This is a genomic window from Burkholderia sp. BE12, assembly GCF_002959955.1.
Lineage (GTDB): Bacteria > Pseudomonadota > Gammaproteobacteria > Burkholderiales > Burkholderiaceae > Burkholderia.
Genome location: NZ_PREY01000023.1, coordinates 83,645 through 106,907, shown reverse-complemented (window position 1 = coordinate 106,907; position 23,263 = coordinate 83,645). Strand labels below are relative to the sequence as shown.

Annotated in this window: 17 protein-coding genes; 6 read left to right on the top strand and 11 right to left on the bottom strand. The window is 68.5% G+C overall.

Annotated elements, in window-relative coordinates:
* Positions 1–210 precede the first annotated feature (210 nt).
* Positions 211–1,794, top strand: coding sequence for a DEAD/DEAH box helicase (locus C4B30_RS24260; RefSeq protein ID WP_034185431.1), 1,584 nt, complete (start codon positions 211–213; stop codon positions 1,792–1,794).
* Between the two features lie 260 nt (positions 1,795–2,054).
* Here C4B30_RS24260 and gluQRS read toward each other — a convergent pair whose 3' ends face one another.
* Together gluQRS and C4B30_RS24250 are read right to left on the bottom strand one after the other, a co-directional pair.
* Positions 2,055–2,951, bottom strand: coding sequence for a tRNA glutamyl-Q(34) synthetase GluQRS (gene gluQRS, locus C4B30_RS24255; protein ID WP_027785045.1), 897 nt, complete (start codon positions 2,949–2,951; stop codon positions 2,055–2,057).
* Between the two features lie 25 nt (positions 2,952–2,976).
* Positions 2,977–3,831, bottom strand: coding sequence for a sulfurtransferase (locus C4B30_RS24250; protein WP_027785044.1), 855 nt, complete (start codon positions 3,829–3,831; stop codon positions 2,977–2,979).
* 216 nt (positions 3,832–4,047) lie between these two features.
* On the opposite strand from C4B30_RS24250, the gene dnaE reads away from it, so the two are divergent.
* The 3 genes from dnaE (at position 4,048) to C4B30_RS24235 (ending at position 10,289) form a co-directional block, all read left to right on the top strand.
* Positions 4,048–7,581, top strand: a complete 3,534-nt coding sequence (gene dnaE / locus C4B30_RS24245; RefSeq protein ID WP_027785043.1) for a DNA polymerase III subunit alpha — start codon at positions 4,048–4,050, stop codon at positions 7,579–7,581.
* 313 nt (positions 7,582–7,894) lie between these two features.
* Positions 7,895–8,983, top strand: coding sequence for a glycosyltransferase family 9 protein (locus C4B30_RS24240; RefSeq protein WP_027785042.1), 1,089 nt, complete (start codon positions 7,895–7,897; stop codon positions 8,981–8,983).
* A gap of 127 nt (positions 8,984–9,110) precedes the next feature.
* On the top strand, positions 9,111–10,289 hold the full coding sequence (locus C4B30_RS24235) for a glycosyltransferase family 9 protein (RefSeq protein WP_027785041.1): 1,179 nt from the start codon (positions 9,111–9,113) through the stop codon (positions 10,287–10,289).
* 137 nt (positions 10,290–10,426) lie between these two features.
* Here C4B30_RS24235 and C4B30_RS24230 read toward each other — a convergent pair whose 3' ends face one another.
* From C4B30_RS24230 to C4B30_RS24220, 3 genes are all read right to left on the bottom strand, one after another.
* Positions 10,427–11,707, bottom strand: coding sequence for an O-antigen ligase family protein (locus tag C4B30_RS24230; protein WP_027785040.1), 1,281 nt, complete (start codon positions 11,705–11,707; stop codon positions 10,427–10,429).
* Positions 11,708–11,840: 133 nt separating this feature from the next.
* Positions 11,841–12,683, bottom strand: a complete 843-nt coding sequence (locus C4B30_RS24225; RefSeq protein ID WP_027785039.1) for a glycosyltransferase family 2 protein — start codon at positions 12,681–12,683, stop codon at positions 11,841–11,843.
* A 119-nt stretch (positions 12,684–12,802) separates the two neighbouring features.
* Positions 12,803–13,555, bottom strand: coding sequence for a glycosyltransferase family 2 protein (locus C4B30_RS24220; protein WP_027785038.1), 753 nt, complete (start codon positions 13,553–13,555; stop codon positions 12,803–12,805).
* 225 nt (positions 13,556–13,780) lie between these two features.
* On the opposite strand from C4B30_RS24220, the gene msbA reads away from it, so the two are divergent.
* Positions 13,781–15,532 (top strand): lipid A export permease/ATP-binding protein MsbA, encoded by a 1,752-nt coding sequence (gene msbA / locus C4B30_RS24215; RefSeq protein WP_034185430.1) that lies wholly within the window; start codon positions 13,781–13,783, stop codon positions 15,530–15,532.
* 93 nt (positions 15,533–15,625) lie between these two features.
* Positions 15,626–16,018 (top strand): RcnB family protein, encoded by a 393-nt coding sequence (locus C4B30_RS24210; RefSeq protein WP_027785036.1) that lies wholly within the window; start codon positions 15,626–15,628, stop codon positions 16,016–16,018.
* Positions 16,019–16,089: 71 nt separating this feature from the next.
* Here C4B30_RS24210 and C4B30_RS24205 read toward each other — a convergent pair whose 3' ends face one another.
* The 6 genes from C4B30_RS24205 to rng all read right to left on the bottom strand — a co-directional run bounded on the left by C4B30_RS24205 (position 16,090) and on the right by rng (position 23,258).
* Positions 16,090–16,656, bottom strand: a complete 567-nt coding sequence (locus tag C4B30_RS24205; protein ID WP_027785035.1) for an FUSC family protein — start codon at positions 16,654–16,656, stop codon at positions 16,090–16,092.
* 41 nt (positions 16,657–16,697) lie between these two features.
* Positions 16,698–17,957 carry an MFS transporter gene (locus C4B30_RS24200; protein WP_027785034.1) on the bottom strand — a complete coding sequence of 420 codons (1,260 nt, stop codon included), beginning with the start codon at positions 17,955–17,957 and terminating at the stop codon, positions 16,698–16,700.
* Positions 17,954–18,919: a PRC-barrel domain-containing protein gene (locus tag C4B30_RS24195; RefSeq protein ID WP_027785033.1), complete on the bottom strand. Its 966-nt coding sequence runs from the start codon at positions 18,917–18,919 to the stop codon at positions 17,954–17,956. Before C4B30_RS24195 ends, C4B30_RS24200 begins: the two co-directional genes overlap by 4 nt.
* A 647-nt stretch (positions 18,920–19,566) precedes the next feature.
* Complete coding sequence (locus C4B30_RS24185; RefSeq protein WP_027785032.1) at positions 19,567–20,796, bottom strand: collagen-like triple helix repeat-containing protein; 1,230 nt, start codon at positions 20,794–20,796, stop codon at positions 19,567–19,569.
* 529 nt (positions 20,797–21,325) lie between these two features.
* Positions 21,326–21,661 carry a YggL family protein gene (locus tag C4B30_RS24180; RefSeq protein WP_027785031.1) on the bottom strand — a complete coding sequence of 112 codons (336 nt, stop codon included), beginning with the start codon at positions 21,659–21,661 and terminating at the stop codon, positions 21,326–21,328.
* 127 nt (positions 21,662–21,788) lie between these two features.
* Positions 21,789–23,258: a ribonuclease G gene (gene rng, locus C4B30_RS24175; RefSeq protein ID WP_027785030.1), complete on the bottom strand. Its 1,470-nt coding sequence runs from the start codon at positions 23,256–23,258 to the stop codon at positions 21,789–21,791.
* Positions 23,259–23,263 lie beyond the last annotated feature (5 nt).

The window sequence follows — 23,263 nt, the reverse complement described above, 5'->3', positions numbered from 1 at the left end:
GAGGGGCACGCCGCGCGTGCGGCGGTCGTGGTCGTTCGCGGCGTTGTCACGGACAGATGCCCGCACGGTGCTACAATACGGCCCTTTCCGCCGGCATTCGCGCCGAACGGAGTCCGCACGGCTTGGCGTCCAGCGTTCGCATTGAACCGGTCCCAAACGCCAGAGCGGCGCCGCGCGGCGCGCCGCGGTTCCGTCTATTTCCGAATTGTGATGAGCGCAGGCCCGGCCGGCCTGACGCACGATGTCCCCGCCGCGCCTTTTGAGCGAAACGCCACCATGTCCGATTCTGTCGCCAAGCCCGTCGACGCAACCTTCGACCAATTCGGCCTTGCCGCCGATATCCTGAAAGCCATCGTGGAGCAGGGCTATACGACGCCGACGCCGATTCAGGCCCAGGCCATTCCGGTCGTGCTCGCCGGCCGCGACGTCATGGGCGCCGCGCAAACGGGCACCGGCAAGACCGCGAGCTTCTCGCTGCCGATCATCCAGCGCCTGCTGCCGCAGGCCAGCACGAGCGCGTCACCGGCGCGCCACCCCGTGCGGGCGCTGATCCTCACGCCGACCCGCGAACTCGCCGACCAGGTCGCCGCGAACGTGCACGCGTATGCGAAGCACACGCCGCTGCGCAGCGCGGTGGTGTTCGGCGGCGTCGACATGAACCCGCAATCGGCCGAACTGCGCCGCGGCGTCGAGATCCTGATCGCGACGCCGGGCCGCCTGCTCGACCACGTGCAGCAAAAGACGGCGAACCTCGGCCAGGTGCAGATCCTCGTGCTCGACGAAGCCGACCGGATGCTCGACATGGGCTTCCTGCCCGATCTGCAGCGCATCCTGAACCTGCTGCCGAAGGAGCGTCAGACGCTGCTGTTCTCGGCCACGTTCTCGGGCGAAATCAAGAAGCTCGCGTCGACCTACCTGCGCAACCCGCAGACGATCGAGGTCGCGCGCAGCAACTCGACGAACGCGAACGTCACGCAGATCGTCTACGACGTCGCCGAAGGCGACAAGCAGGCGGCCGTCGTGCAGTTGCTGCGCGATCGCGGCCTCAAGCAGGTGATCGTGTTCTGCAACAGCAAGATCGGCGCGAGTCGCCTCGCGCGCAACCTCGAGCGCGACGGCGTGGTCGCGTCGGCGATTCACGGCGACAAGACGCAGCTCGAGCGGATGCAGGCGCTCGACGCGTTCAAGCGCGGCGAAATCGAGGCGCTGGTCGCGACCGACGTGGCCGCGCGCGGTCTCGACATTGCCGAGCTGCCGGCCGTGATCAACTTCGACCTGCCGTTCAGCGCGGAAGACTACGTGCACCGGATCGGCCGTACCGGTCGTGCGGGGGCGACGGGTGACGCGCTGTCGCTGTGCAGCCCGAACGAGCGCAAGCAGCTCGCCGATATCGAGAAGCTGATCAAGCGTCCGCTCGAAGTGCAGACGCTCAGGCTCGACAAGCCGGCGCGCCAGCGTCACGACGAGCGCGGCGGTGAGCGCGGAGGCGAGCGTGCCGGTGAGCGCAGCAGCGAGCGTGGTGGCGAACGCGGTGGCGAGCGGGGCGGTCGGCGCGAGCGCGACGAGCATCGCGGTGCATCGGGTCGCCGGTCGGGCAGTTCCGAGCGTGGTGGCCATCATCGCCGCCACGAAGCGCCGGTCGACGATTTCTTCCTGAAACCGTACGAGCCGTCGGCGTCGGCGAAGCAGCCGGACGACACGTCGGCCGAGCAGCAGCCCGAGAAGAAAGGGCCGAAGCGTCAGGTCGCCGCGCTGCTCGGCGGGTTCGGAATGCCGCGCAAGCCGTCGGCGTAAGCGGGACGAAGCGGCAGGGCGGCACGTGAGTGCTGCCGGACAGGCGGGTGCATGCGACAAGCATGTGCCCGTTTTTCATTGGGCCGGACGATCGGGGCGGAGCGTGCGTGCGGGGGCGATTGCTTGTCGCGGGCTGGATATTTCGATGCGGTGTCGTGGCGGATGTGGCGCTCAAGTTTCCATCACGCGTTCATGCGATCGGATTCGACGCTGACCGATGCGGGAACGTAGTCGGCATGGGCCGGTGCCGTGCCCGCGATTCAACCGGCGCGCGGCCCGAAGCGACGCGCCCACGCATCGGTCGCGGCCGCGTGGAACGCGTCGATCGTATCGCCCGGTAGATCGCCATCGTTCGACAGTCCGAGATGTGCGGCCGCGGCCCGCAGCGCCGGCAGCGGATCGTTGCGTTCGAGCGCCGTCGCGCCGGTCTGCTTGCTGAGCTTTTCGCCGTTGGCATCGACGACGACCGGCACGTGCAGGTACTCGGGAGTCGGCACGCCGACGCAGCGCTGCAGATAGATCTGGCGCGCGGTCGAATCGAGCAGGTCGGCGCCGCGCACGACGTGCGTGATGCCGGCGTCGGCATCGTCGACGACGACCGCGAGCTGATACGCCCATTGGCCGTCCGCGCGTTTGAGCACGAAATCGCCGACTTCGGTCGCGAGGTTCTGCGATTGCGTGTGCTGCCAGCGATCGTCGAACGCGATGAGCGCGTCGTCGCCGTCCGGCACGCGCAGTCGCCATGCGCGCGCGGGCTTGCCGTGCAGACCGGTGCGGCAGGTGCCCGGATACGCGAGCGTCGTGTGGCGTTCATGGGCGGAGCGCAGCGAATCGGCGATTTCCTTGCGTGTACAGCCGCACGGATACACGAGCCCCGCCGCGACGAGCCGCTCGAGCGCGGCCGTGTAGGCCGCGTCGCGCGTACTCTGCCAGACGGGCGGCTCGTCGGGTGTCATGCCGAAATGGGCGAGCGTCGCGAGGATGTCGTCAGCCGCGCCGGGCGCCGTGCGGGGGCCGTCGAGATCCTCGATGCGCACGAGCCAGGTGCCGCCGTGCGCGCGTGCGTCGAGCCAGCTCGCGAGCGCGCCGACCAGCGAGCCGAAGTGCAGCGGGCCGGTGGGCGATGGCGCGAAGCGGCCGCGATAGCCGTGGTTCATCGGCGGGGCGCGGTGCGACGCGCCGTTACGCGGCGCTGGCTGCCGGTGCGCAGGCCGGGCACGACTTGCCGGACACGTAGCTCGGCGATTGTTGCGCTTCCGGCGTGACGACCGCGCGGCACGCGAAGCACGTGACGTTCTCGGTGGGCTGGAGCTGCGGGTTCAGCGCGGTGCGGTAGTCGAACACGAAGCAGTCGCCGTGATAGTGCGCGCCGCCGACTTCCTCGAAGTACTTCAGGATCCCGCCTTCGAGCTGGTACACGTTGTCGATGCCGATTTCCTTCATGTGGATCGCGGCCTTCTCGCAGCGGATGCCGCCGGTGCAGAACGACACGACCGTCTTGCCTTCGAGGTCGGCGCGGTTCGCGTCGATCACTTCCGGGAATTCGCTGAACTTGTCGATCCGGTAGTCGAGCGCGTTGTCGAACGTGCCGACGTCGACTTCGAACGCATTGCGCGTGTCGAGCATCACGACCGGGCGGCCGGTATCGTCGTGACCACGGTCGAGCCACGCCTTCAGCGTGCGCGCGTCGACGAACGGCGCACGGCCGAGTTCCGGCTTGATCGCGGGCTTCTTCATCGTGATGATCTCGCGCTTCAGGCGCACGAGCATGCGGCGGAACGGCTGCGAGTCGGACAGGCTTTCCTTGAACTGCAGCGTCGCGAACTTGCCTTCGAACAGCGGATCGTGGCGGATGTATGCGATGAACGCGTCGGCGGCTTCGCGCGTGCCGGCGACGAACAGGTTGATGCCTTCCGGCGCGAGCAGGATCGTGCCGCGCAGGCCGAGTTCGTTGCAGCGGGCGGTGACGAGCGGGCGCCATTGCTCGTTCGCGTCGAGCGAGACGAAGTGGTAGGCGGCGAGGTTGACGATGGTCATGATGGTCCGACGGGAAAACGGCCGCACGGCGGCCCGCAAAAAAGGGTGCGAAGCCGGGGCGTTGATTCGAAAAACCGTATTATCCCGCAAACGGCGCGGGCATCGGTACCCGGCCGATCGGCCAACCGCGCGACGCGTCGCCGCGTGCATCGGCCGAACGGCCAAAGCGGGCATTTTTTGGGCAGCCTGCGCGGCGAGGCGGCTACAATAGCGCCCATGTCAGATCCTCGCTTCGTCCATCTTCGCGTTCACTCCGAATTCTCGATCGCCGACGGCATCGTGCGCATTGACGACATCGTCAACGCGGCGGCCGCGGACGGTCAGGGCGCGCTCGCGCTCACCGATCTCGGCAACGCATTCGGTCTCGTCCGTTTCTACCAGGAAGCCCGCGGCAAGGGCATCAAGCCGATCGCCGGCTGCGACGTCTGGATTGCCAATCCCGACGACCGCGACAAGCCGTCGCGATTGCTGCTGCTGGTCAAGGACAAGGTCGGTTACCTGAATCTCTGCGAGCTGCTGTCGAAGGCATGGCTCACGAACCAGTACCGCGGCCGCGCGGAACTCGACGCGAGCTGGCTCGACGGCGAGCTCGCGCAGGGGCTGCTCGCGCTGTCGGGCGCGCAACAGGGCGATATCGGGCTCGCGCTGGCCGCGGGCAACGAAGACGCCGCGCGCCGTCACGCCGAGCGCTGGGCGCGGGTGTTTCCGGGCGGCTTCTACATCGAGCTGCAGCGTTACGGCCAGCCGGGCGCCGAGGCGTACATCCAGCAGGCCGCGACGCTCGCCGCGTCGCTGAAGCTGCCGGTCGTCGCGACGCACCCGACGCAGTTCATGACCGACGACGATTTCACCGCGCACGAGGCGCGCGTGTGCATCTCGGAAGGCGACATCCTCGCGAACCCGCGGCGCCAGAAGCGTTTCACGACCGACCAGTATTTCCGCACGCAGGACGACATGGTCGCGCTGTTCGCCGACCTGCCGTCGGCCATCGCGAACACGGTCGAGATCGCGAAGCGCTGCAACCTGAAGCTCGAACTCGGCAAACCGAAACTGCCGCTGTTTCCGACCCCCGACGGCATGTCGCTCGACGATTATCTGGTCCAGCTGTCGAAGGAAGGGCTCGAGACTCGCCTCGCGCAGTTGTATCCGGTCGAAGCCGAGCGCGACGCGCAGCGCGACACGTACTACAAGCGCCTCGAATTCGAGTGCGGGACCATCACGAAGATGGGCTTCCCCGGCTACTTCCTGATCGTCGCGGACTTCATCAACTGGGCGAAGAACAACGGCGTGCCGGTCGGCCCGGGCCGCGGCTCGGGCGCCGGCTCGCTGGTCGCGTACGCGCTCGGCATTACCGACCTCGATCCGCTGCGCTACAACCTGCTGTTCGAGCGCTTCCTGAACCCGGAACGCGTGTCGATGCCCGACTTCGACATCGACTTCTGCCAGCACGGCCGCGATCGCGTGATCCAGTACGTGAAGGAGAAATACGGCGCGGACGCCGTCTCGCAGATCGCCACGTTCGGCACGATGGCCGCGAAGGCGGCCGTGCGCGACATCGGCCGCGTGCTCGACCTCGGCTACATGTTCACCGACGGCGTCGCGAAGCTGATTCCGTTCAAGCCCGGCAAGCATGTGACGATTGCCGACGCGATGAAGGAAGAGCCGCAGCTGCAGGAGCGCTACGACCACGAGGACGAAGTGCACCAGCTGCTCGATCTCGCGCAGCGCGTCGAGGGCCTCACGCGTAACGTCGGGATGCACGCGGGCGGCGTGCTGATCGCGCCCGGCAAGCTGACCGATTTCTGCCCGCTGTACACGCAGGGCGACGACGGCGGCGTGGTCAGCCAGTACGACAAGGACGACGTCGAAGCCGTCGGCCTCGTGAAGTTCGACTTTCTGGGTCTCACCACGCTGACGATCCTCGACTGGGCCGAGCGCTACATTCGCCGCCTCGATCCGTCGAAGGCCGACTGGTCGCTCGCGCAGGTGCCGCTCGACGATCCGGCCTCGTTCCAGATTCTGAAGAAGGCCAACACGGTCGCGGTGTTCCAGCTGGAAAGTCGCGGGATGCAGGGCATGCTGAAGGATGCGCAGCCCGACCGCTTCGAGGACATCATCGCGCTCGTGTCGTTGTACCGTCCGGGTCCGATGGATCTGATCCCGAGCTTCTGCGCACGCAAGCACGGGCGCGAGAAGGTCGACTATCCGGATCCGCGCGTCGAACCCGTCCTGAAAGAGACCTACGGCATCATGGTCTATCAGGAGCAGGTGATGCAGATGGCGCAGATCATCGGCGGCTACTCGCTCGGCGGCGCGGACTTGCTGCGTCGCGCGATGGGCAAGAAGAAGCCCGAGGAGATGGCCAAGCACCGCGAGATCTTCGCCGAGGGTGCGGCGAAGAACGGCCTCACGCGCGAGAAGTCCGACGAGATCTTCGACTTGATGGAGAAGTTCGCGGGCTACGGCTTCAACAAGTCGCACGCGGCCGCGTATGCGCTGCTCGCGTATTACACCGCGTGGCTGAAGGCGCACCATCCGGCCGAATTCATGGCGGCCAACATGACGCTCGCGATGGACGACACCGACAAGGTGAAGATCCTGTTCGACGACTGCGTCGTGAACAACCTCGTCGTGCTGCCGCCGGACATCAACCAGTCGCATTACCGGTTCGAGCCGGTCGCGGAAGCCGACGGCAAGCGCTCGCGCACGATTCGCTACGGCCTCGGCGCGGTGAAGGGCAGCGGCCAGAACGCGATCGAGGAAATCCTGCGCGCCCGCGAGGAAAAGGCATTCACCGACCTGTTCGACTTCTGCGAACGGATCGATCGGCGCGTCGTCAACCGCCGCACGGTCGAGGCGCTGATCCGCGCCGGCGCGTTCGATTCGCTGAACCCGAACCGTGCGCAGTTGATCGCGTCGGTGCCGCTCGCGATGGAAGCGGCCGATCAGGCCGAAGCGAACGCGATGCAGGCCGGCCTGTTCGACATGGGCGCCGAGTCGCCGCATGCGCACGCGCTCGTCGACGAACCCGCGTGGGACGACAAGCGCCGTCTGCAGGAAGAAAAGGCCGCGCTCGGTTTCTACCTGTCCGGCCACCTGTTCGATGCGTATCGAGACGAAGTGCGCCGCTTCGTGCGACAGAAGGTCGGCGATCTGAAGGAGGGGCGCGACAAGCTCCTCGCCGGCATCATCGCGTCGCTGCGCACGCAGATGACCCAGCGCGGCAAGATGCTGATCGCGCTGCTCGACGACGGCTCGGGCCAGTGCGAGATCACGATCTTCAACGAACAGTTCGAGGCGAACAAGGCGCTGTTCAAGGAGGATGAGCTGCTGATCGTGCAGGGGCAGGCGCGCAACGATGCGTTCACGGGCGGCATTCGCTTCACGGCCGATACCGTGATGGATCTCGAGCGCGCGCGCAGCCGCTATGCGCAGGCCGTGCGGCTGACGATGAACGGCAACGCCGACGCGGTCGCGCTGCGCCGCGTGCTCGAGCCGCACGTGTCGAAGGACGATCCGGCCGCGGCGAAGGTGGTCGAAGCGCCCGCGCCGCGCGGCGGCGGCCGCGATGGCGGTCGGCGTCCGCAGGCGCCGCTGCCGAACGGGCTTGCAGTCCAGATCCACTACAGCAACGCGCGCGCGCAAGGCGAAATGCGTCTGGGCGACGCCTGGCGAGTGAAGCCGAGCGATGTGCTGCTGGCGGAGCTGCGTGCGACGTTCGACGGCAGCGTCGTCGAAATCACGTACTGACCGCACCCCGCTTCGGCGGGTGTCGCGTACAGGCGGCCCGTTGCATCGCCATCGCGCGATGCGGCGGGCCGTTTTCACGTGCGAGGGTAATTGGGTCTTGGGCTGGCCATCCGGACGCTATACAATCCCGCGCTGACCATACGAACGGGGCGCCAGCCACCGGTTCGCACGGCGAGCGCCGCCGCGCCGGTAGCATGCATAAACAGGAGCGGGTCCATGCCGGCGCGTGGCAACGCTCGCCAGCGCCGCCTTCGACCGGGATGCCGTGGAACGGCCCGCCGCGACGATAAAAACTGATTGTCACCACATGACCATGGCCAATGGAAACCCGCCGCAGCGGATCCTCGTGATCCGGATCGATTTTCTGGGCGACATGCTGTGCACGACGGCGTTTCTCCGCGCGCTGAAGGCGCGCTGGCCGGGTGCGGAGCTGCATGTGGTCGCGAACCGCTACAACGCGGCCGCGCTGGCCGGAAACCCGCACGTGCACACGATCCACACCTACGTGTACAGCCGCCAGTGCGAGCGCAACGACCGTCCCGGCCGGATGCGTGCATTTTTCGACCGGCTGCGACTCGTGCGCCGTCTGCGCCGCTTGCGGTTCGACCTCGTGATCGTGCCGAACGGCGGCATGCATCGCAGCAGCATGCAGTTCGCGCGCCAGCTTCGCGCGAAGGATTGCCGCTGGCACGATGCCAGGACCGAATTCGACGATCGCAAGCCCGAGCATGTCGCGCAGCGGCCGATGTGCCACGAAGCGTTGTCGGGTTTCCGCCTGGTGCCCGAACTCGGTTGCGCCGATCTCGACCGTCTTGAGCTGTCGGTTCATCCCGATCGCGCGCTGCAGGAAGCGTGGCATCGTCTGCTCGGTGCGCGCACGAAGCGGCGCGTCGGGCTGTTCGTGTCGAACAAGGCGGTCGAGCGCCGCTGGCCCGCCGACCGCTGGCGCGACCTCGGCGAGCGGCTCGCCCCTGTCGCGGATGTCATCGTGTTTCGCGATCCGGCCATCGGCCAGGCTGCCGAAGACGAGCTATGGCGCGACGTGAATGCACGGCATGTCGCGCCTGCGTCGGTCGCCGAACTGGTGGCGGCCGCGAGCCTGCTCGACGCGATCGTCTCGGCCGACAGCGCGCCCGTCCATCTTGCGTCGGCGCTCGGCGTACCGGTGGCCGCACTGTTCGAGGACCGTCCCGAGAAATACCTGCGCTGGCATCCGCTTGGCGTGCCGCACGTGATCCTGCGCGCGGGCCCGACCGTCGATGCGATCGGCGTCGATGCGGTCGAGCGCGCGGTGCGCCACCTGCTGCCGGAGGGAGGCCATCGCGACGATGCTGCGGCCGACACGGCGCCCGAGCAGCCGGCCGCCGCCACGGCGCCCGCGATCGTGACGATCGCTTCGTAGCGCCGCGCGCACCGCACCGCTGGCAGGGCCGCATCGCGGTAGCCTGCACGGCCGGTGCGCGACGCCGCGCCGCCTGCTGCAAAATCCTGTACATTGCCAGCCTTGTTCAGCCAGCCAGACGATCGCCGTGGCCCTGTTTTCTTCCGTCCGTCCGCCCAGAACCATACTCGTTGCCGCGCCGCGCCGTATCGGCGACGTGCTGCTGACGACGCCGCTCGTAAGATCGCTGAAGGCCCGCTGGCCGGACGCGCAGATCGACATGCTGGTGTTTCGCGGCACCGAGGGCGTGCTCGAGCACAATCCGGACGTGCGGCGCGTGATCGTGGTCGCGCAGCGCGCGGGATTTGGCGAGCGGTTGCGCGACGCGCTGTCGATGTGGCGCCGCTACGATCTCGCGTGCGCGGCGCTGAGTTCCGACCGGCCGCGTTTCTATAGCTGGTTCGCCGGCCGCAAGCGGGTCGGCCTCGTCGACCCGAACCGCGTCACGTGGCTCACGCGGATGATGCTGAACGGGATCGCGATCAATCACCACGAATCCGCGCATACGGTCGTCAGTACGCTCGCACTCGCGCCGGTGATCGGCATCGAGCCGGTGTCCGAGGTCGTCGCGCCCGGCATCGGCGACGATCCCGCGCGGCGCGCGCGTTTCGACGCGTGGCTCGCCGAGTCGCCCGCGATCCGCGCCGGCAAGCCGCTGGTCGTGCTGCATCCGTATCCGATGTTCCGTTACAAGCAATGGCGGCTCGACGGCTGGGTCGAAATGATCGGCTGGCTGCGCGAGCAGGGCTTCGCGGTCGCGTTGTCGGGCGGGCCGGCCGACCGAGAGCGCGAGTATGCGGAGGAGGTCGCGACCGAGGCGGGCGGCGACGTGCTGAACCTGGTGGGCCGCCTGACGTTCGGCGAGAGCGCGGAGCTCGTACGGCGCGCGCGGCTCTTCATCGGGCCCGACACCGGCGCGACGCACGTCGCGGCCGCGACCGGCACCGACACGATTGCACTGTTCGGGCCGTCCGACCCCGTGCGCTGGGGGCCGTGGCCGCAGCACTGGCCCGCGACCGCGAATCCGTGGTCGCTGCGCGGCTCGGGCCGGCACGGGAACGTGTGGCTGCTGCAAGGGGAGGGCGATTGCGTGCCGTGCCGGCACGAAGGCTGCGAGCGTCATGTCGACAGCCGCAGCGACTGCCTCGTCCATCTCGGTGCGCAGCGCGTGAAGGCCGCGGCTGCCGAGATGCTCGGGCTGAATTCGCCGGGCCCGGCCGACATCGTCGTCGACACGTCGCGGCTGCGCCGCGCCGGATCCGACTGACGCACGGCAAACGCGCGTTTTGCTTCGTTGGCAGGGCGCGTGTTTCGCGGCGAACCAAGCGGCTCCCCGGCATCGACGGTGGATGTCCGCTGCCGCCGAACCGGTCGGCACGGCAGCGGAACGTATGCCGGCGTGCGTTACATGCTGCGCCGGATCGCCGACGTTTCGCGCGGCAGCGCTTCGCCGCGTTCGCCGCAACCGAGCAGGATGCCGGCCAGCAGCACGATCAGGTGCCCTTCGGCGAAATCGAGCAGCAGCGAATTCGCGAGACTGCCGATCGCGAAGATCGCGAGCCATGCGAGCAGCAAGTGCCGCGAGCGCGGATCGACCGTGCGGCTGCCGCGCGCGATCTGCACGATCAGGTTGATGAACAGCAGCACGCCGAGCGAGCCGAGCTGCACGGCCATCAGCAGGTATTCATTGTGCGGGTTCGACGTGAGCTGGCCTTCGGCCGCCGTCTTGCCGGCCGTGAGCTTCTCGAATTCGGATTCGAGGCCGCCCGCGCCGTAGCCGATCACGGGGCGCTGGCGATACAGCTCGAACCCTTTCTTGTACCACTCGAGGCGCAGCCCGGTCGACGTGGCCGCATCGCTCTGCCGGTATTGCTGCACTTCCGTTACGACCTTCGTCAACCGGCCGTTGTGAACCGTGCAGGCGGCGACCACGAGCGCGGCGCCGACGAGGACGAGCATGCCGGCGGCGAGCCCTGCGCGCAAGGCGGACTGCCGGCGCAGCAACAGCACGAAACGCACGGCGACGACGAGGATCAGCAACAGCGCGATCACCTGCCCCGTGCGTCCTTGCAGCATCACGAACACGTTGACGAGCGACCACGCGGCGATGCCCGCATACGCGGCACGGGCGGGCATCGTGCGGGCCGCCAGCGCGAGATCGGCTGCCTGGTAAAAGAGCAACGCCCCGAACATGCCGGCGGCGATGTGGTTTTTGAACACCCATGCGCGCGACAGCGGCAACTGGGTCGCATGCGCCGGCCCGATCGCGGTCAGCCCAAGGTAGTTGGTCGTCGACAGCAGCAGGATCACGCACAGCGTGCCGAACCAGCAGCGCCGCACGATCGGCGCCCAGTTCGAATGACGGAACGCGAGCACGGCGAACGGCAGCAGCAACAGCTTGTCGTACTTCGCGACCCAGTTCCACGCCTTGTTGTGCGGCGCGACCGTATAGGTGACGCTCACGGCCAGCGCGGCCAGAATGAGCAGCGCCGCGAGCGAAGCCGGCTCGGTGACGAACGAGCGCAGGTCGCGCCAGAATTCGGGGGAGATCACGAGCGCGACGGCGAACAGGCCGCAGAACACGTTGGTCAGCGCGGTCGAGACGGGCACCATGCAGAGCGCGGCGACGGCGAATGCACGGGCGGCGGTCAGGCGCCGCGTGGCGGGAGTGGAAAACGAAAGCATCGGAACCTGTCGTATGGACGAATGCGGCTCGCGGACAGCGTGCACCGCGCCGCGCGCCCCGGCGGGAGATCCGGGACGAACGGCGCAGTATACGCGAAGCAGGACAGGTTTCCGTGCGGTTTTCGGGGCGCGATCAGCTGAATGCGCGCTTGATCCGCGAGCGCAACAGAGCGCGCTTGAGGCGGCCTTCCACGGCCGGCGTATCGAGCGCGATCCGCGTGCCGAGCGGCTCGCCGCGATGCAGGTAGTAGCGGTCGAACGTCGCCTGGGTCATGCCCCATTTGTTCAGAAACTGGCGGCGGCCGTCGTTCTTGACGATCTTGCCGGTGCTCTTCTGCTGGAAGTGGTACACGAGGCTGTCGCCGACACCGATGAAGATCCGGCAGCCGGCGTCCCAGAATTTCATCGAGAAGTCGTTGTCGCTGCTCATGCCCGGCGACAGCTCGCTGCTGTAGCCGCCGATGCGGTTCCACCAGTCGCGGTGCACGAGCGTCGGCGGCCAGGTCGAGCCGAGCCAGTCCGCGCGCGCCAGCTTCGGGGTCGCGGCGACGAGGCCCGCCGCGTCGAATTGCTCGGCGTCGCGGCCGAAATTGCTGACGACCACGCATGGGTTGCGCGTGTCGACCGGCTCGATCATCGTGCCCGACAGCATGAACAGATCGGTCGGCATCTGTTCGATGCGGCGCACGAGCGCCGTGTCCCAGCCCGGGCAGCAGAACATGTCGTCGTTCATGTAGACGACGTAGTCGCGCGCGGCGCGCGCCGCGGCCAGGTTGACCGCATGGCAGATGCCGATGTTGGTCGGCGACGCGGTGTGTTCGATCCCTTCGTTGCGCACCCAGTCGAGCGTGCCGTCCGAGCCGTCGTTCACGTGCACGATGATCTGGTGGTCGTACGCGGAATGCCGGCGCAGGCTGTCGACGACGAGCTTGAGGTACGGCAGGTTGTTCCAGGTCGGGATGATGATGGAGAACATGGCGGTCGGATTCGGTGGTCGTCGTGGCGGGCGGCGCGCGGCGCAGCCGCTCGGGCGGGCACGCGCGGTGCGCGCAACCCGGCATTGTAACGCCGGGCCGGCCGCGCGCCGGCGGGCGCCTAGCGGGCCGGTTCGTGACCGAGCTTCAGGAAACGGTAATACACGGTTTCCGCGTTGAACACGGCAATCATGAAGCCGGCGCGGCCGTCGAGGAACCCGCGCCGCAGCACGTAGGTGCGCACGAACGCCCAGGCGCCGCGGCCGAGCGCCTTGCCGAAGCCGCCGCGCTGGCCGGCCGCGCGGCGCTGGCGCGCGCCGGCCGTCGAATACGCGTCGAGCTTGCGCACGACCGTTTCGAAATCCTCGTACGAGTAGTGCATCAGCTTGCCGGGCAGGCGCTGCGCGGCGGTCTCGAACACGAGGCGCTCGTGCACGAGATCGTCCGAGAACCGCGCGGTGCCGCGCCGGAACAGCCGCGGCACCCAGTCCGGATACCAGCCGCTGTGATGGATCCACTGGCCGCAGAAGCTCGACAGCCGGTCGAGCGCATAGACCTGCGCGGCCGGCGCGCGGATCGCGTCGCGGATCGACCGCGCGAGTTCCGGCGTGACGATTTCGTCGGTATCGAGCGAGAGAATCCAGTCGGTGCCGAGCGCGTCGAGCGCGCGGTTCTTCTGCGGGCCGAAGCCCGGCCAGTCGCGCTCGACGATCACGCGCGCGCCGTGCGCCTGGGCGATCGCGACGGTATCGTCGGTGCTGCCGCCGTCGACGACGACGATATCGTCGGCGAACGACAGCGCATCGAGACACTGCGCGAGCCGCGCGGACGCGTTGAGGGCGATGAGGGCGACGCCGAGGGAGGGTTCAGCCATGAAATCGTCGGAAAGGCGGAGAAAACGGTGAGCGGCAGTATACCGTCGGGCCGGCCGCCGGCCGCATCGGCGATGGCCGTGCCGGCGGGGGCGGTGCAGCTATAATGTTGAGCCCTTTTCGGCACCCGCCCGACGAGGGCGCACACCCGGGCGGCCACGCGCCGGGCGCCGCATCGCGGCTCAAGAAGGATTGCCTTGGAAACCCAGAACACTCTTCGCAAACCGATGGACGGCACCGGCACCTCGCCGGTGACGGTCCTCAAGCGCCTGTGGCCGTACATCCGGCCGCTCATCGGCATCGTGGTGCTCGCCGTGGCGACGATGGGCGTCGTCGCGGCCACCGAAGCCGGTATCCCGGCGCTGCTCAAGCCGCTGCTCGACCACGGCTTCGGCTCGCACGGCAGCGACCGCGCGAAGTGGTACGTGCCGATCGCGGTGATCGGCCTCGCGCTCGTGCGCGGCGTATCGCAGTACGCATCGAATTACCTGCTCAACTACGTATCGAACCGCATCCTGCTGCAGCTGCGGCTCGAGATGTTCCAGCGGATGCTCCACACGGGCGCGTCGTTCTTCCAGCGCGAAACCGCGAGCACGGTGATCAACGCCATCGTGTTCGAGGTCAACCAGATCCTGTCGGTGCTGACGGGCGTGATGGTCACGCTCGTGCGCGACTCGCTGACGGTGATCTTCCTGCTCGGCTACCTGTTCTACCTGAACTGGCGGCTCACGCTGATCGTCGCGGTGATCCTGCCGGGCATCGGCTGGCTCGTCAGCAAGATCAACCGCCGGCTGCGCCGCCTGAATCGCGAGCACCAGACGCTGACCAACGAGCTGTCGTACATCGTCGAGGAGACGGTCGGCGGCTACAAGGTCGTCAAGGTGCACAACGGCGAAGCGTACGAGATGGACCGCTTCACGGCGATGAGCAAGCGCCTGCGCGGCTACGCGATGCGCATGACGATCTCGGGCGGCCTCGCGCAGCCGCTCACGCAGTTCCTCGCGTCGATCGCGCTCGCGGTCGTGATCACGATCGCGGTCGTGCAGTCGTCGAACGACCAGACGACGGTCGGCGGATTCGTGGCGTTCGTCACGTCGATGCTGCTGGTGATCTCGCCGCTCAAGCATTTGATCGACGTCAACCAGCCGCTGCAGCGCGGGATGACGGCCGCCGAGCTGATCTTCGGGCTGATCGACGAGCCGGCCGAGCCGCGGGGCGGCGGGCGGCCGCTGTCGCAGGCGCGCGGCGAGATCGAGTTCCGCGCCGTGTCGTTCGACTACGGCGCGGCCGAACGGCCGACGCTCGACCGCATCTCGTTCAAGGTCGCGCCGGGTGAAATGATCGCGCTGGCCGGCCCGTCCGGGAGCGGCAAGACGACGCTCGTGAACCTGCTGCCGCGCTTCTTCGACCCCACGGACGGCACGATCCTGGTCGACGGCGTGCCGGTGCCCGACTACGATCTCCACGCGCTGCGCAGCCAGATGGCGATGGTCAGCCAGGACGTCGTGCTGTTCAACGACACGATCGCCGCGAACGTCGCATACGGCCAGACACCCGACCGCGCGCGCGTGCAGGCCGCGCTCGAGGCCGCGAACCTCGCCGATGCGGTCGCCGCGATGCCCGACGGGCTCGATACGCTGGTCGGCGGCAACGGGATGCGGTTGTCCGGCGGCCAGCGCCAGCGGCTCGCGATTGCGCGCGCGATCTACAAGGACGCGCCGATCCTGATCCTCGACGAAGCGACGTCGGCGCTCGATTCGGAGTCGGAGCGCCACGTGCAGGCCGCGCTCGAGCGGCTGATGGAAGGCCGCACGACGCTGGTGATCGCGCACCGGCTGTCGACGATCGAGCGCGCGGACCGCATCCTCGTGCTCGAGGCCGGCAAGATCGTCGAGGAAGGCAGCCACGACGAACTCCTGCGCCACGGCGGCCTCTACGCGCACCTGCACCGGATCCAGTACCAGCAGCAGGCGGCGTGACGCGCGGTCATGCGGCCGCGATGCCGTGTGCTAGTCTTCATCGGGCAGTCCCGGTCGTTTCTTGTTCGACGCGACACCACGGAGGGAAGGACAATGAAGAAGATGCACGGCATGATGCTGGCCGCACTGATCGCGGTGGGCTGCGCCGCCACCGCGGCGATGGCGCAGGATCACGGCAACCACGACAATCGCGATGATCGCGGCGGCCCCGGCATGCAGCGCGGCCACGGCCCGAAACACGTGCCGCCGGGCCAGGCGATGCATCGGGACGACGACGTGCCGCCCCGCTGGGCCGACCAGCCGCGCCGCGACTGGCACAGGGGCGACCGGCTGCCGGACGAGTTCCGCGATCGCCAGTACGTGGTCGACGACTGGCGCGGCTACCACCTGAGTGCGCCGCCGCGCGGCTACCACTGGGTCGGCGTCGGCGGCGACTACCTGCTCGTGCAGATCGGCTCGGGCATCGTGCTGCGGGTCGGTCCGTAACCCGGTTCGTACCCGTTACGCAGCGTTCCGATCGTTCATCCGGCTGCCGGGCGCGTTGCCCGACAGCCGCGTCACTTTGCCGCCGCGCGGCGGAACCAGCGCCGCTCGATTCTCGACATCACCCAGCACACACCCAGCGCGCACACCGTGCCGAGCGTCACTTCGCCGAGCCGGATCAGCGGAACGTCCCACAGCGGGCCATTGCCCGGGAACAGCAGCACGATCGTCGCGGTCACGCCGCCGAGCCGTGCCGCGCTGCCGATGTTCAGGCACCAGCAGCAGACGATCACGACCGCGACCGTGATCGCATACGCGACGAGGCGATCGCCGCCCAACGCCGCACCGGCGAAACCGAGGATGCCGCCGACCATCGCGCCGATGAACTGGTCGCGCGACAGCGACATCGTGTCCGAGTAGTTGTGCTGCGTGACGGCGATCGCGGTGATGGCCGCCCACACGGCCTGCTCGGTATGCATCGCGCGGCCGATCGCATACGCGAGGCACGCGCCGCAGACGGCCTGCAGCGCCATCAGCCCGCCTTGCGCGAGCCGCTCGCTGAATGACAGCCCCTTGAACAGATCGAAGATCGACTGCTGAATCTGCTGGCGGGCTTCGTTGAGTGTCCTGATCGTATCCATCGTGCATCGGCCGAGAAGCGGGGAGCGGTGGCGCGTCGCCGTCAATGCGCCTGTTCGGGCGAGGCGGCCGCCGGTTCGCCGGCCGTCGCATCGCCGTTCTCGACGCGGGTTTCCGGCATCACGAGCCAGACCAGCAGCACCGCGAGCGCACCGGCGGCCGCGAGCCCGAAGAAGCTGACCGCGTTGCCGAAGTGATCGGCGACGTAGCCGGCCACGGCGGTGCTGAGCGTCGCTCCGATCCCGGCCGCGAGCCCGAACAGCCCGATACACAGGTTGTAGCGGCCCTTGCCGCCCGCGACGTCGGCCGCGATCAGCGGCAGCATCACGCCGAACACGGCCGCGCTGATGCCGTCGAGCATCTGCACCGGTACGAGCAGGTAGGGGCTGCTGACGCCGGCGAACAGCAGCGCGCGCACCGGCAGTGCGGAGAAGCCGAGCAGCAGGATCGGCCGGCGCCCCCAGCGCTGCGCGGAGCGGCCGACCCACGGCGACAGCATCGCGACGATCGCCTGCGGCACGATGATGCACGCGGCGATCACGAGCTGCACGTTTTCGCCCATCCCGGCCGTGACTTCGCCGGCCGCGAGGTTCAGCATCGCGGCGTTCGACAGATGGAACAGCACGACGCAGGCCGCGAAGATCAGCATCCGGCGGTCGCGCAGCAATTCGAGCAGCGTTTCGCGCTCGCCGGTTTCGTCGAGGTCGTCAGGCTTCGACGACTGTGGAATCACCTGGTGCGTCGGCTGGATCATCGCGAGCGCGAACAGCGCGGGCAGGGCCAGCACGGCGGTCAGCCAGAACACCGCGCGCGCGGAGAAGTATTCGCCGGTCAGCCCCATCAGGCCCGCCGCGACCGCACTGCCGATCGACGCCCAGCGCGCGTTGCGGCCGAGCCGGTCGCCGAGGTCGGCGCGACCGACGAGCGAGAACGAGATCGCGGCCATCGCCGGCACCAGCATGCAGCTCGCGAAGCCGTGGAACACCTCGGCGGCGATCACCGGCACGATCGTCGGGCTCGATGCGAGCAGGACCGCGGACAGGATGATGGCCGCGATCGCCCACGCGGCCGCGCCTTTCTTGTTCTTCAGCGCGTCGACGGCCGCGCCGCCCGGTACCTGGCTGACCATCGCGCTGATCGTGCCGATCGACAGCACCATGCCGATCTCGCCCTGCGTCCATTTGTGCGACGCGAGGTAGGACGCGATGAACGGACCGAACCCGGTTTGAACGTTTGCAACGAAAAAGTTGAGCCAGTCGAGGGAGCGCAGACTGCGAACGCTGACGGAATGCTTGATCGTCATCGGGTGGCACTCGCAGACGAAGCCGGCGCGGCCGGGGCAACAGGCGGGAAGACCGCGACGATCGGCTTGTCGGCCGCGTACGGCGGCGATGCCTTGATCTGGGCGTCGTTCAGGTCGAGCTGCGGGTGCAGCGCCTTGTCGCGCGTGACGAAGCGCAGCGCGCCCCAGCTCGCGGCGATCGACCGGCGGTCGGTATTGACGAGCCCGCCGAGGTCGAGCACGACGGCCTGCGGCTGTGCGCCGCGGTCGATCAGCACGTCGACGATGCGGCCGATCTTCGTGCCGTTCGGGCGCTCGACATCGCTGTCGAGCATCGGCAGTCGCGTCGCCGGCGACGCCGCGGGCGAACCCGACAGCGGCACGGCCTTCGGTCGCGCGGCCGGCGGCAGGTCGCCCGACGGCACGTCGAGCACGATCGGCTCCTGTTTGCCGCCCGGCGTGAAGCGGAACACGTTCCACGGGAAGATGACCTTGCGGTCGCCGATCCCCATGAAGCCCTGCAGGTTGACGATCATTTCGCGCGGCTTGCCGCTCGCGTCGACCACCATGTCGACCGCGCGGCCCACTACCTTGCCGTTGCGTCGCGCGACTTCGCTGTCGAGCAGCGCATGGATCTGGGTGCGGTCGAGCGCGCGCGTCGCGACGAGCGGCGGGGGCGGAGGCGGCGGCGGGGTCGGCGATTCGGGGCGCTGCACGGGCTTCGGCCGCGTCACCTCGCGGTGCGGCTTCTTCGGCGCTTCCGGTTCCTCCGGTTGCGTCGGCGCGGGCACGGGCGGCATCGTCAGCGGCTCGCCGGCGGTTTCCTCGACAGGCTCGACGAGCGCCTCGCTGATCGGCGCGGGCGGGTTCTGGACCGGCAGCAGCCCGCAGCCGGACAGCAACGCTGTGACGGCGAGAATCAGGAAGACCGTCGAGGACGGCAACGACTTGCGGGATGCGGGAAACGGGAGTCCGCCGCTCATTGACACTCACTCCATGGGTCGGGGGCGGCCCGAAGGCACGCGGCTGGCGATGGATGGCGGGTGCGGGCGGCGCACCACGCGAGGTGAGAGTTTAACGTGTCTTGCTTTCAGGACCGATTTCGACGGCGGATCGCAGGCGAGTGCGCGGGCAAGATGAAAGGGGGCGGGGCCGGACAGCGTTCGCAGACCGTGAGGAGAAGGAGCGCGCGAGTGGAGCGGCGGCGCCAGCTTGACGGCGGCAACATCGAACTCGGCTGCCCCGGCACGTTCACGGTGAAGTCGGCGGGCTATTCGCGGGGTGGTCCCGTCTTGCCGGGCGGTTTCGACGCCGGCTTGGCTCTTGGCTCAGTGCTAGGCTCGGCACTTGGCGCTCGGCGCTCGGCGCTCGGCGCTCGGCGCTCGGCGCTCGGCGCTTGGCTCGGCGTTTGGCTCGGCGTTTGGCTCGGCGTTTGGCTCGGCGCTTGGCTCGGCGTTTGGCTCGGCGTTTGGCTCGGCGCTTGGCTCGGCGTTTGGCTCGGCGTTTGGCTCGGCGTTTGGCTCGGCGTTTGGCTCGGCGTTTGGCTCGGCGTTTGGCTCGGCGTTTGGCTCGGCGTTTGGCTCGGCGCCCGCCCGTCGACGACGAGGCGGGCGCCGCGCGTGCCGTTCGCTTACTTGACCAGCGCGCCGAGTGTCGTCGTCACCGGGGCGAGCAGCCCGCCGCCGGTTTTCGCGATGGCACCGCCGCCGGTGCCGCCCGTCAGCCCCGCAACCGGCGAGCCGCCGGCCGCGCCCGACACGGCGCCCGTCACGGTGCCGACCGCCGACGTGAGCGCGCCTGCCGGATTGCTGCCGCCCGTCGCACCGCCCAGCGCGCCGGTGGCGGTCGATACGAGCCCGGTCACCGGCGCGAGCGGGTTCATCGCCGCCGCGCCGCCGCCGAGCAGTGCCGTGCCGGCGGTTGCCACCGTGTTACCGGTGGCCGTCACGACGTTGCCGACGCCCGTCGTCAACGGATTGCCGCCGGTCTTCGCGATCGTCGTGCCGGCGCTCGCGATGCCGTTGCCGACCGTCGTCACGAGATTCGTGAGCGGCGCGCCGAGCGGCGTGCTCGATGCGACGGTCTGCGTGACCGAGCCGACCGTCGACGTGATCGGCGTGATCGCCGAGCTCGCGGCGCCCGTGACCTGCGCGACGGGCCCCGTCGACAGTTGCGTGCCGAGCGTCGCGCCGCCGCCGGCGAGGGTGTTGCCGAGCATCGTGATCGCGCCGCCGACCGGCGACGTGACGGGCGCCAGCGGCGCCAGCGCCGACCCGCTCGCGCCGAGGCTCGATACGACGCCGCCCGTCGCGGCCACCGCGTTGCCGAGGTCCGTGACCACGCCGCCCGTGCTCGCGACGGTCGTGCCGACCGGGTTCGACGATGCGCCGAGCTGGCCGAGACCCGAGCCGAGGCCGGTACCGAGCGTCGTGACGGCCGCGCCGGCATCCTGCACGACGGTGCCGAGCCCTTGCGTGGTCGACGCACTGGTGCCCGGCAGCGACTGGCCCGCAATCGTCGTGCCGACGCCCGATACCGCGCCGCCCGCGGCCGTCACGATATTGCTCGACGCGTCCACGGTCTGGCCGAACGCATTGGCGGACGTGCCTGTGCCCGACGTGCCTGTGCCCGAGCCGCTGCCCGTGCCGCCGACGGTCGAGCCGCTGCCGGAACCGCTCCCGGAGCCGTTGCCCGTGCCGCCCGTCGTGGCCGTCGTGTCGCCCGAACCCGATCCGGAGCTGCCCGTGCCCTGGCTCAGCGAGCCGGAGCCGCCGCACGCGGACAGCGATACCAGCGTCGCAACGCCCGCAGCGATCAAAATCATTCGGAGTCCTGCTTGATGGATGGCTTGCGTGTTCATGTCGTCCTCGTCTCGATTGAAGGAATGGGTCAGGCGGCCTTCACGTGCGTCGCTGTGTCGCCGCCGCGAAAGCGAAGCGGCGGGCACCTCGGTTGTCGTCTCCCTGATTGACCTGTCGCCGTGTCGCGTTGTCACCTGGTTGGGAATCCGGAACGCCTGCCGGCCGCGCGGTTTGCATTCTTTCGTATTGCTTGCCGATCGAGCCGAAATTCGTAGGATTCTTTGCGATCAGAGTAGGCTCACCGACGCAAGACTTCCTTTAACCATCGTTAAATTGAAGTAAGCGTCCGTTTCATGGCCGGAATCGGGAAAAGCCCTGTCGACACGGCGCGAGGGATGTGGGTCGGTTGGGCCGCGCAGCGGGCGGGCGACGGGGGAAGTGTGGCGGGAGAGAGACGGGAGAGAGACGGGAGAGAGGCGGGAGAGAGATGGGCGTGTGGCGGGAGAGAGGCGGGCGGCGACGTCCGGACCCGGCCCTCATGGCGGGCAGGCGCGAACGTCGCCGGGGGTACGTCGGGAAAACGGAAGATCAGGCGTCCGGATACCACGCGTCGGTGAATTCGCTGACCTTGACGTCGGTCAGTTCCGGACGGGCGGCCAGCCAGCCGCGCACGAGTTCGCGGTCGGCGTCGGTCGTCGTGCCGCGCGGCGCGCCGGAGATCACGTACGCGCCGATGCCTTCGTCCGCGGACGCGACGGTCAGCAGCCCGTTCGCTTCGACGAAGTCGATGAACGCGTCGATCAACTGGCCGCGCTCGAGGTCAGTCATTTCGTTGCGGTAATGTGCGGTCGCGTTGAACGCGAGTTCCTGGAATTCGCCGATGTGGAGTTTCTTGCGCTGGCGGCGGTTGTGGCCTTGGCTCATGGTGTGTGGTGAATGCGAAAAGGGTCGATGAAAAGGGCGGCGGCGGGTGCTGGCGCGGCATACGCGAACAGCCCGGCCGCCGCATCGGGGCGCCGCGCGGCGCTGCCGGCGGCGGATGGGCGGAACGTTACATCAGCACGATATCGTACTGCTCCTGGCTCAGATTCGACTCGACCTGCAGCGACACGGGCTTGCCGATGAAGTCGATCAGCATCGCGAGATGCTGCGATTCCTCGTCGAGGAACAGGTCGATCACCTGCTGCGCGGCGATCACGCGAAACTCGCGCGGGTTGAACTGCCGCGATTCGCGCAGGATCTCGCGCAGGATGTCGTAGCACACGGTGCGCGACGTCTTCACCTGGCCCTTGCCCTGGCAGGTCGGGCACGGTTCGCACAGCACGTGCGCGAGCGACTCGCGCGTGCGCTTGCGCGTCATCTCGACGAGCCCGAGCTGCGAGAAGGTATTGACCGTCACGCGCGTGCGGTCGCGCGACAGCGCCTTCTTGAGCTCGGACAGCACCGCGTCGCGATGCTCGGCGTTCTCCATGTCGATGAAGTCGATGATGATGATCCCGCCGAGGTTGCGCAGCCGCAACTGTCGCGCGATCGTGTGCGCGGCCTCGAGGTTGGTCTTGAAGATCGTGTCGTCGAAGTTGCGCGCGCCGACATAGCCGCCGGTGTTCACGTCGATCGTCGTCATCGCCTCGGTCTGGTCGATCATCAGGTAACCGCCCGACTTCAGGTCGACGCGGCGCGACAGCGCGCGCTGGATCTCCGTCTCGATGTTGTACAGGTCGAACAGCGGCCGCTCGCCCGTGTAGTGATGCAGCTTCGGGCTCACGGCCGGCGTGAACTCGCCCGCGAATTCCGCGAGGCGCTGGTAGGTCTCGCGCGAATCGACCTGGATGCGCGTCGTGTCGTCGTTCGCGAAATCGCGCAGCACGCGCTGCGCGAGATCGAGATCCTGGTACAGCAGGCTCGTCGCCGGCAGCCGCTGCGCTTGAGCGACGATCGTCGCCCAGGTCTTGCGCAGATAGGTGACGTCGCCGGCCAGCTCGTCGGAGGTGGCGTCCTCGGCGATCGTGCGCACGATGTAGCCGCCTTTCTCGTCCGGCGGGATCACGGCCGTCAGGCGTGCGCGCACGGCCTCGCGCTCGGCTTCGCTCTCGATCTTCTGCGAGATGCCGATATGCGGCTCCTGCGGCAGGTAGACGAGCGTGCGGCCCGCGATACTGACCTGGGTCGACAGCCGCGCGCCTTTCGTGCCGATCGGATCCTTGATCACCTGCACCATCAGCGTCTGCCCCTCGAACACGATCTTCTCGATCGGCTGGTGCGGCGTGGCCGACTGCGGCTCGCCCGCGAGGCGCGGATGCCAGATGTCGGCGACGTGCAGGAACGCCGCGCGCTCGAGGCCGATGTCGATGAACGCCGACTGCATGCCGGGCAGCACGCGCACGACCTTGCCGAGATAGATGTTGCCGACCCGCCCGCGCGACAGCGTGCGCTCGACGTGAAGCTCCTGCACCGCGCCTTGCTGGACGAGTGCGACCCGCGTTTCCTGCGGCGTGAGGTTGATCAGGATTTCTTCGTTCATGGTGG

Excerpts from the sequence above, each read along its gene's own strand:
- rng (WP_027785030.1), bottom strand. The coding sequence starts at position 23,258 with ATGAACGAAGAAATCCTGATCAACCTCACGCCGCAGGAAACGCGGGTC.
- C4B30_RS24205 (WP_027785035.1), bottom strand. The coding sequence starts at position 16,656 with ATGGATACGATCAGGACACTCAACGAAGCCCGCCAGCAGATTCAGCAG.
- C4B30_RS24220 (WP_027785038.1), bottom strand. The coding sequence starts at position 13,555 with ATGGCTGAACCCTCCCTCGGCGTCGCCCTCATCGCCCTCAACGCGTCC.
- gluQRS (WP_027785045.1), bottom strand. The coding sequence starts at position 2,951 with ATGAACCACGGCTATCGCGGCCGCTTCGCGCCATCGCCCACCGGCCCG.
- C4B30_RS24230 (WP_027785040.1), bottom strand. The coding sequence starts at position 11,707 with ATGCTTTCGTTTTCCACTCCCGCCACGCGGCGCCTGACCGCCGCCCGT.
- dnaE (WP_027785043.1), top strand. The coding sequence starts at position 4,048 with ATGTCAGATCCTCGCTTCGTCCATCTTCGCGTTCACTCCGAATTCTCG.
- C4B30_RS24195 (WP_027785033.1), bottom strand. The coding sequence starts at position 18,919 with ATGAGCGGCGGACTCCCGTTTCCCGCATCCCGCAAGTCGTTGCCGTCC.
- C4B30_RS24260 (WP_034185431.1), top strand. The coding sequence starts at position 211 with ATGAGCGCAGGCCCGGCCGGCCTGACGCACGATGTCCCCGCCGCGCCT.
- C4B30_RS24185 (WP_027785032.1), bottom strand. The coding sequence starts at position 20,796 with ATGAACACGCAAGCCATCCATCAAGCAGGACTCCGAATGATTTTGATC.
- C4B30_RS24250 (WP_027785044.1), bottom strand. The coding sequence starts at position 3,831 with ATGACCATCGTCAACCTCGCCGCCTACCACTTCGTCTCGCTCGACGCG.
- C4B30_RS24180 (WP_027785031.1), bottom strand. The coding sequence starts at position 21,661 with ATGAGCCAAGGCCACAACCGCCGCCAGCGCAAGAAACTCCACATCGGC.
- C4B30_RS24240 (WP_027785042.1), top strand. The coding sequence starts at position 7,895 with ATGGCCAATGGAAACCCGCCGCAGCGGATCCTCGTGATCCGGATCGAT.
- C4B30_RS24200 (WP_027785034.1), bottom strand. The coding sequence starts at position 17,957 with ATGACGATCAAGCATTCCGTCAGCGTTCGCAGTCTGCGCTCCCTCGAC.
- msbA (WP_034185430.1), top strand. The coding sequence starts at position 13,781 with ATGGACGGCACCGGCACCTCGCCGGTGACGGTCCTCAAGCGCCTGTGG.
- C4B30_RS24210 (WP_027785036.1), top strand. The coding sequence starts at position 15,626 with ATGAAGAAGATGCACGGCATGATGCTGGCCGCACTGATCGCGGTGGGC.
- C4B30_RS24225 (WP_027785039.1), bottom strand. The coding sequence starts at position 12,683 with ATGTTCTCCATCATCATCCCGACCTGGAACAACCTGCCGTACCTCAAG.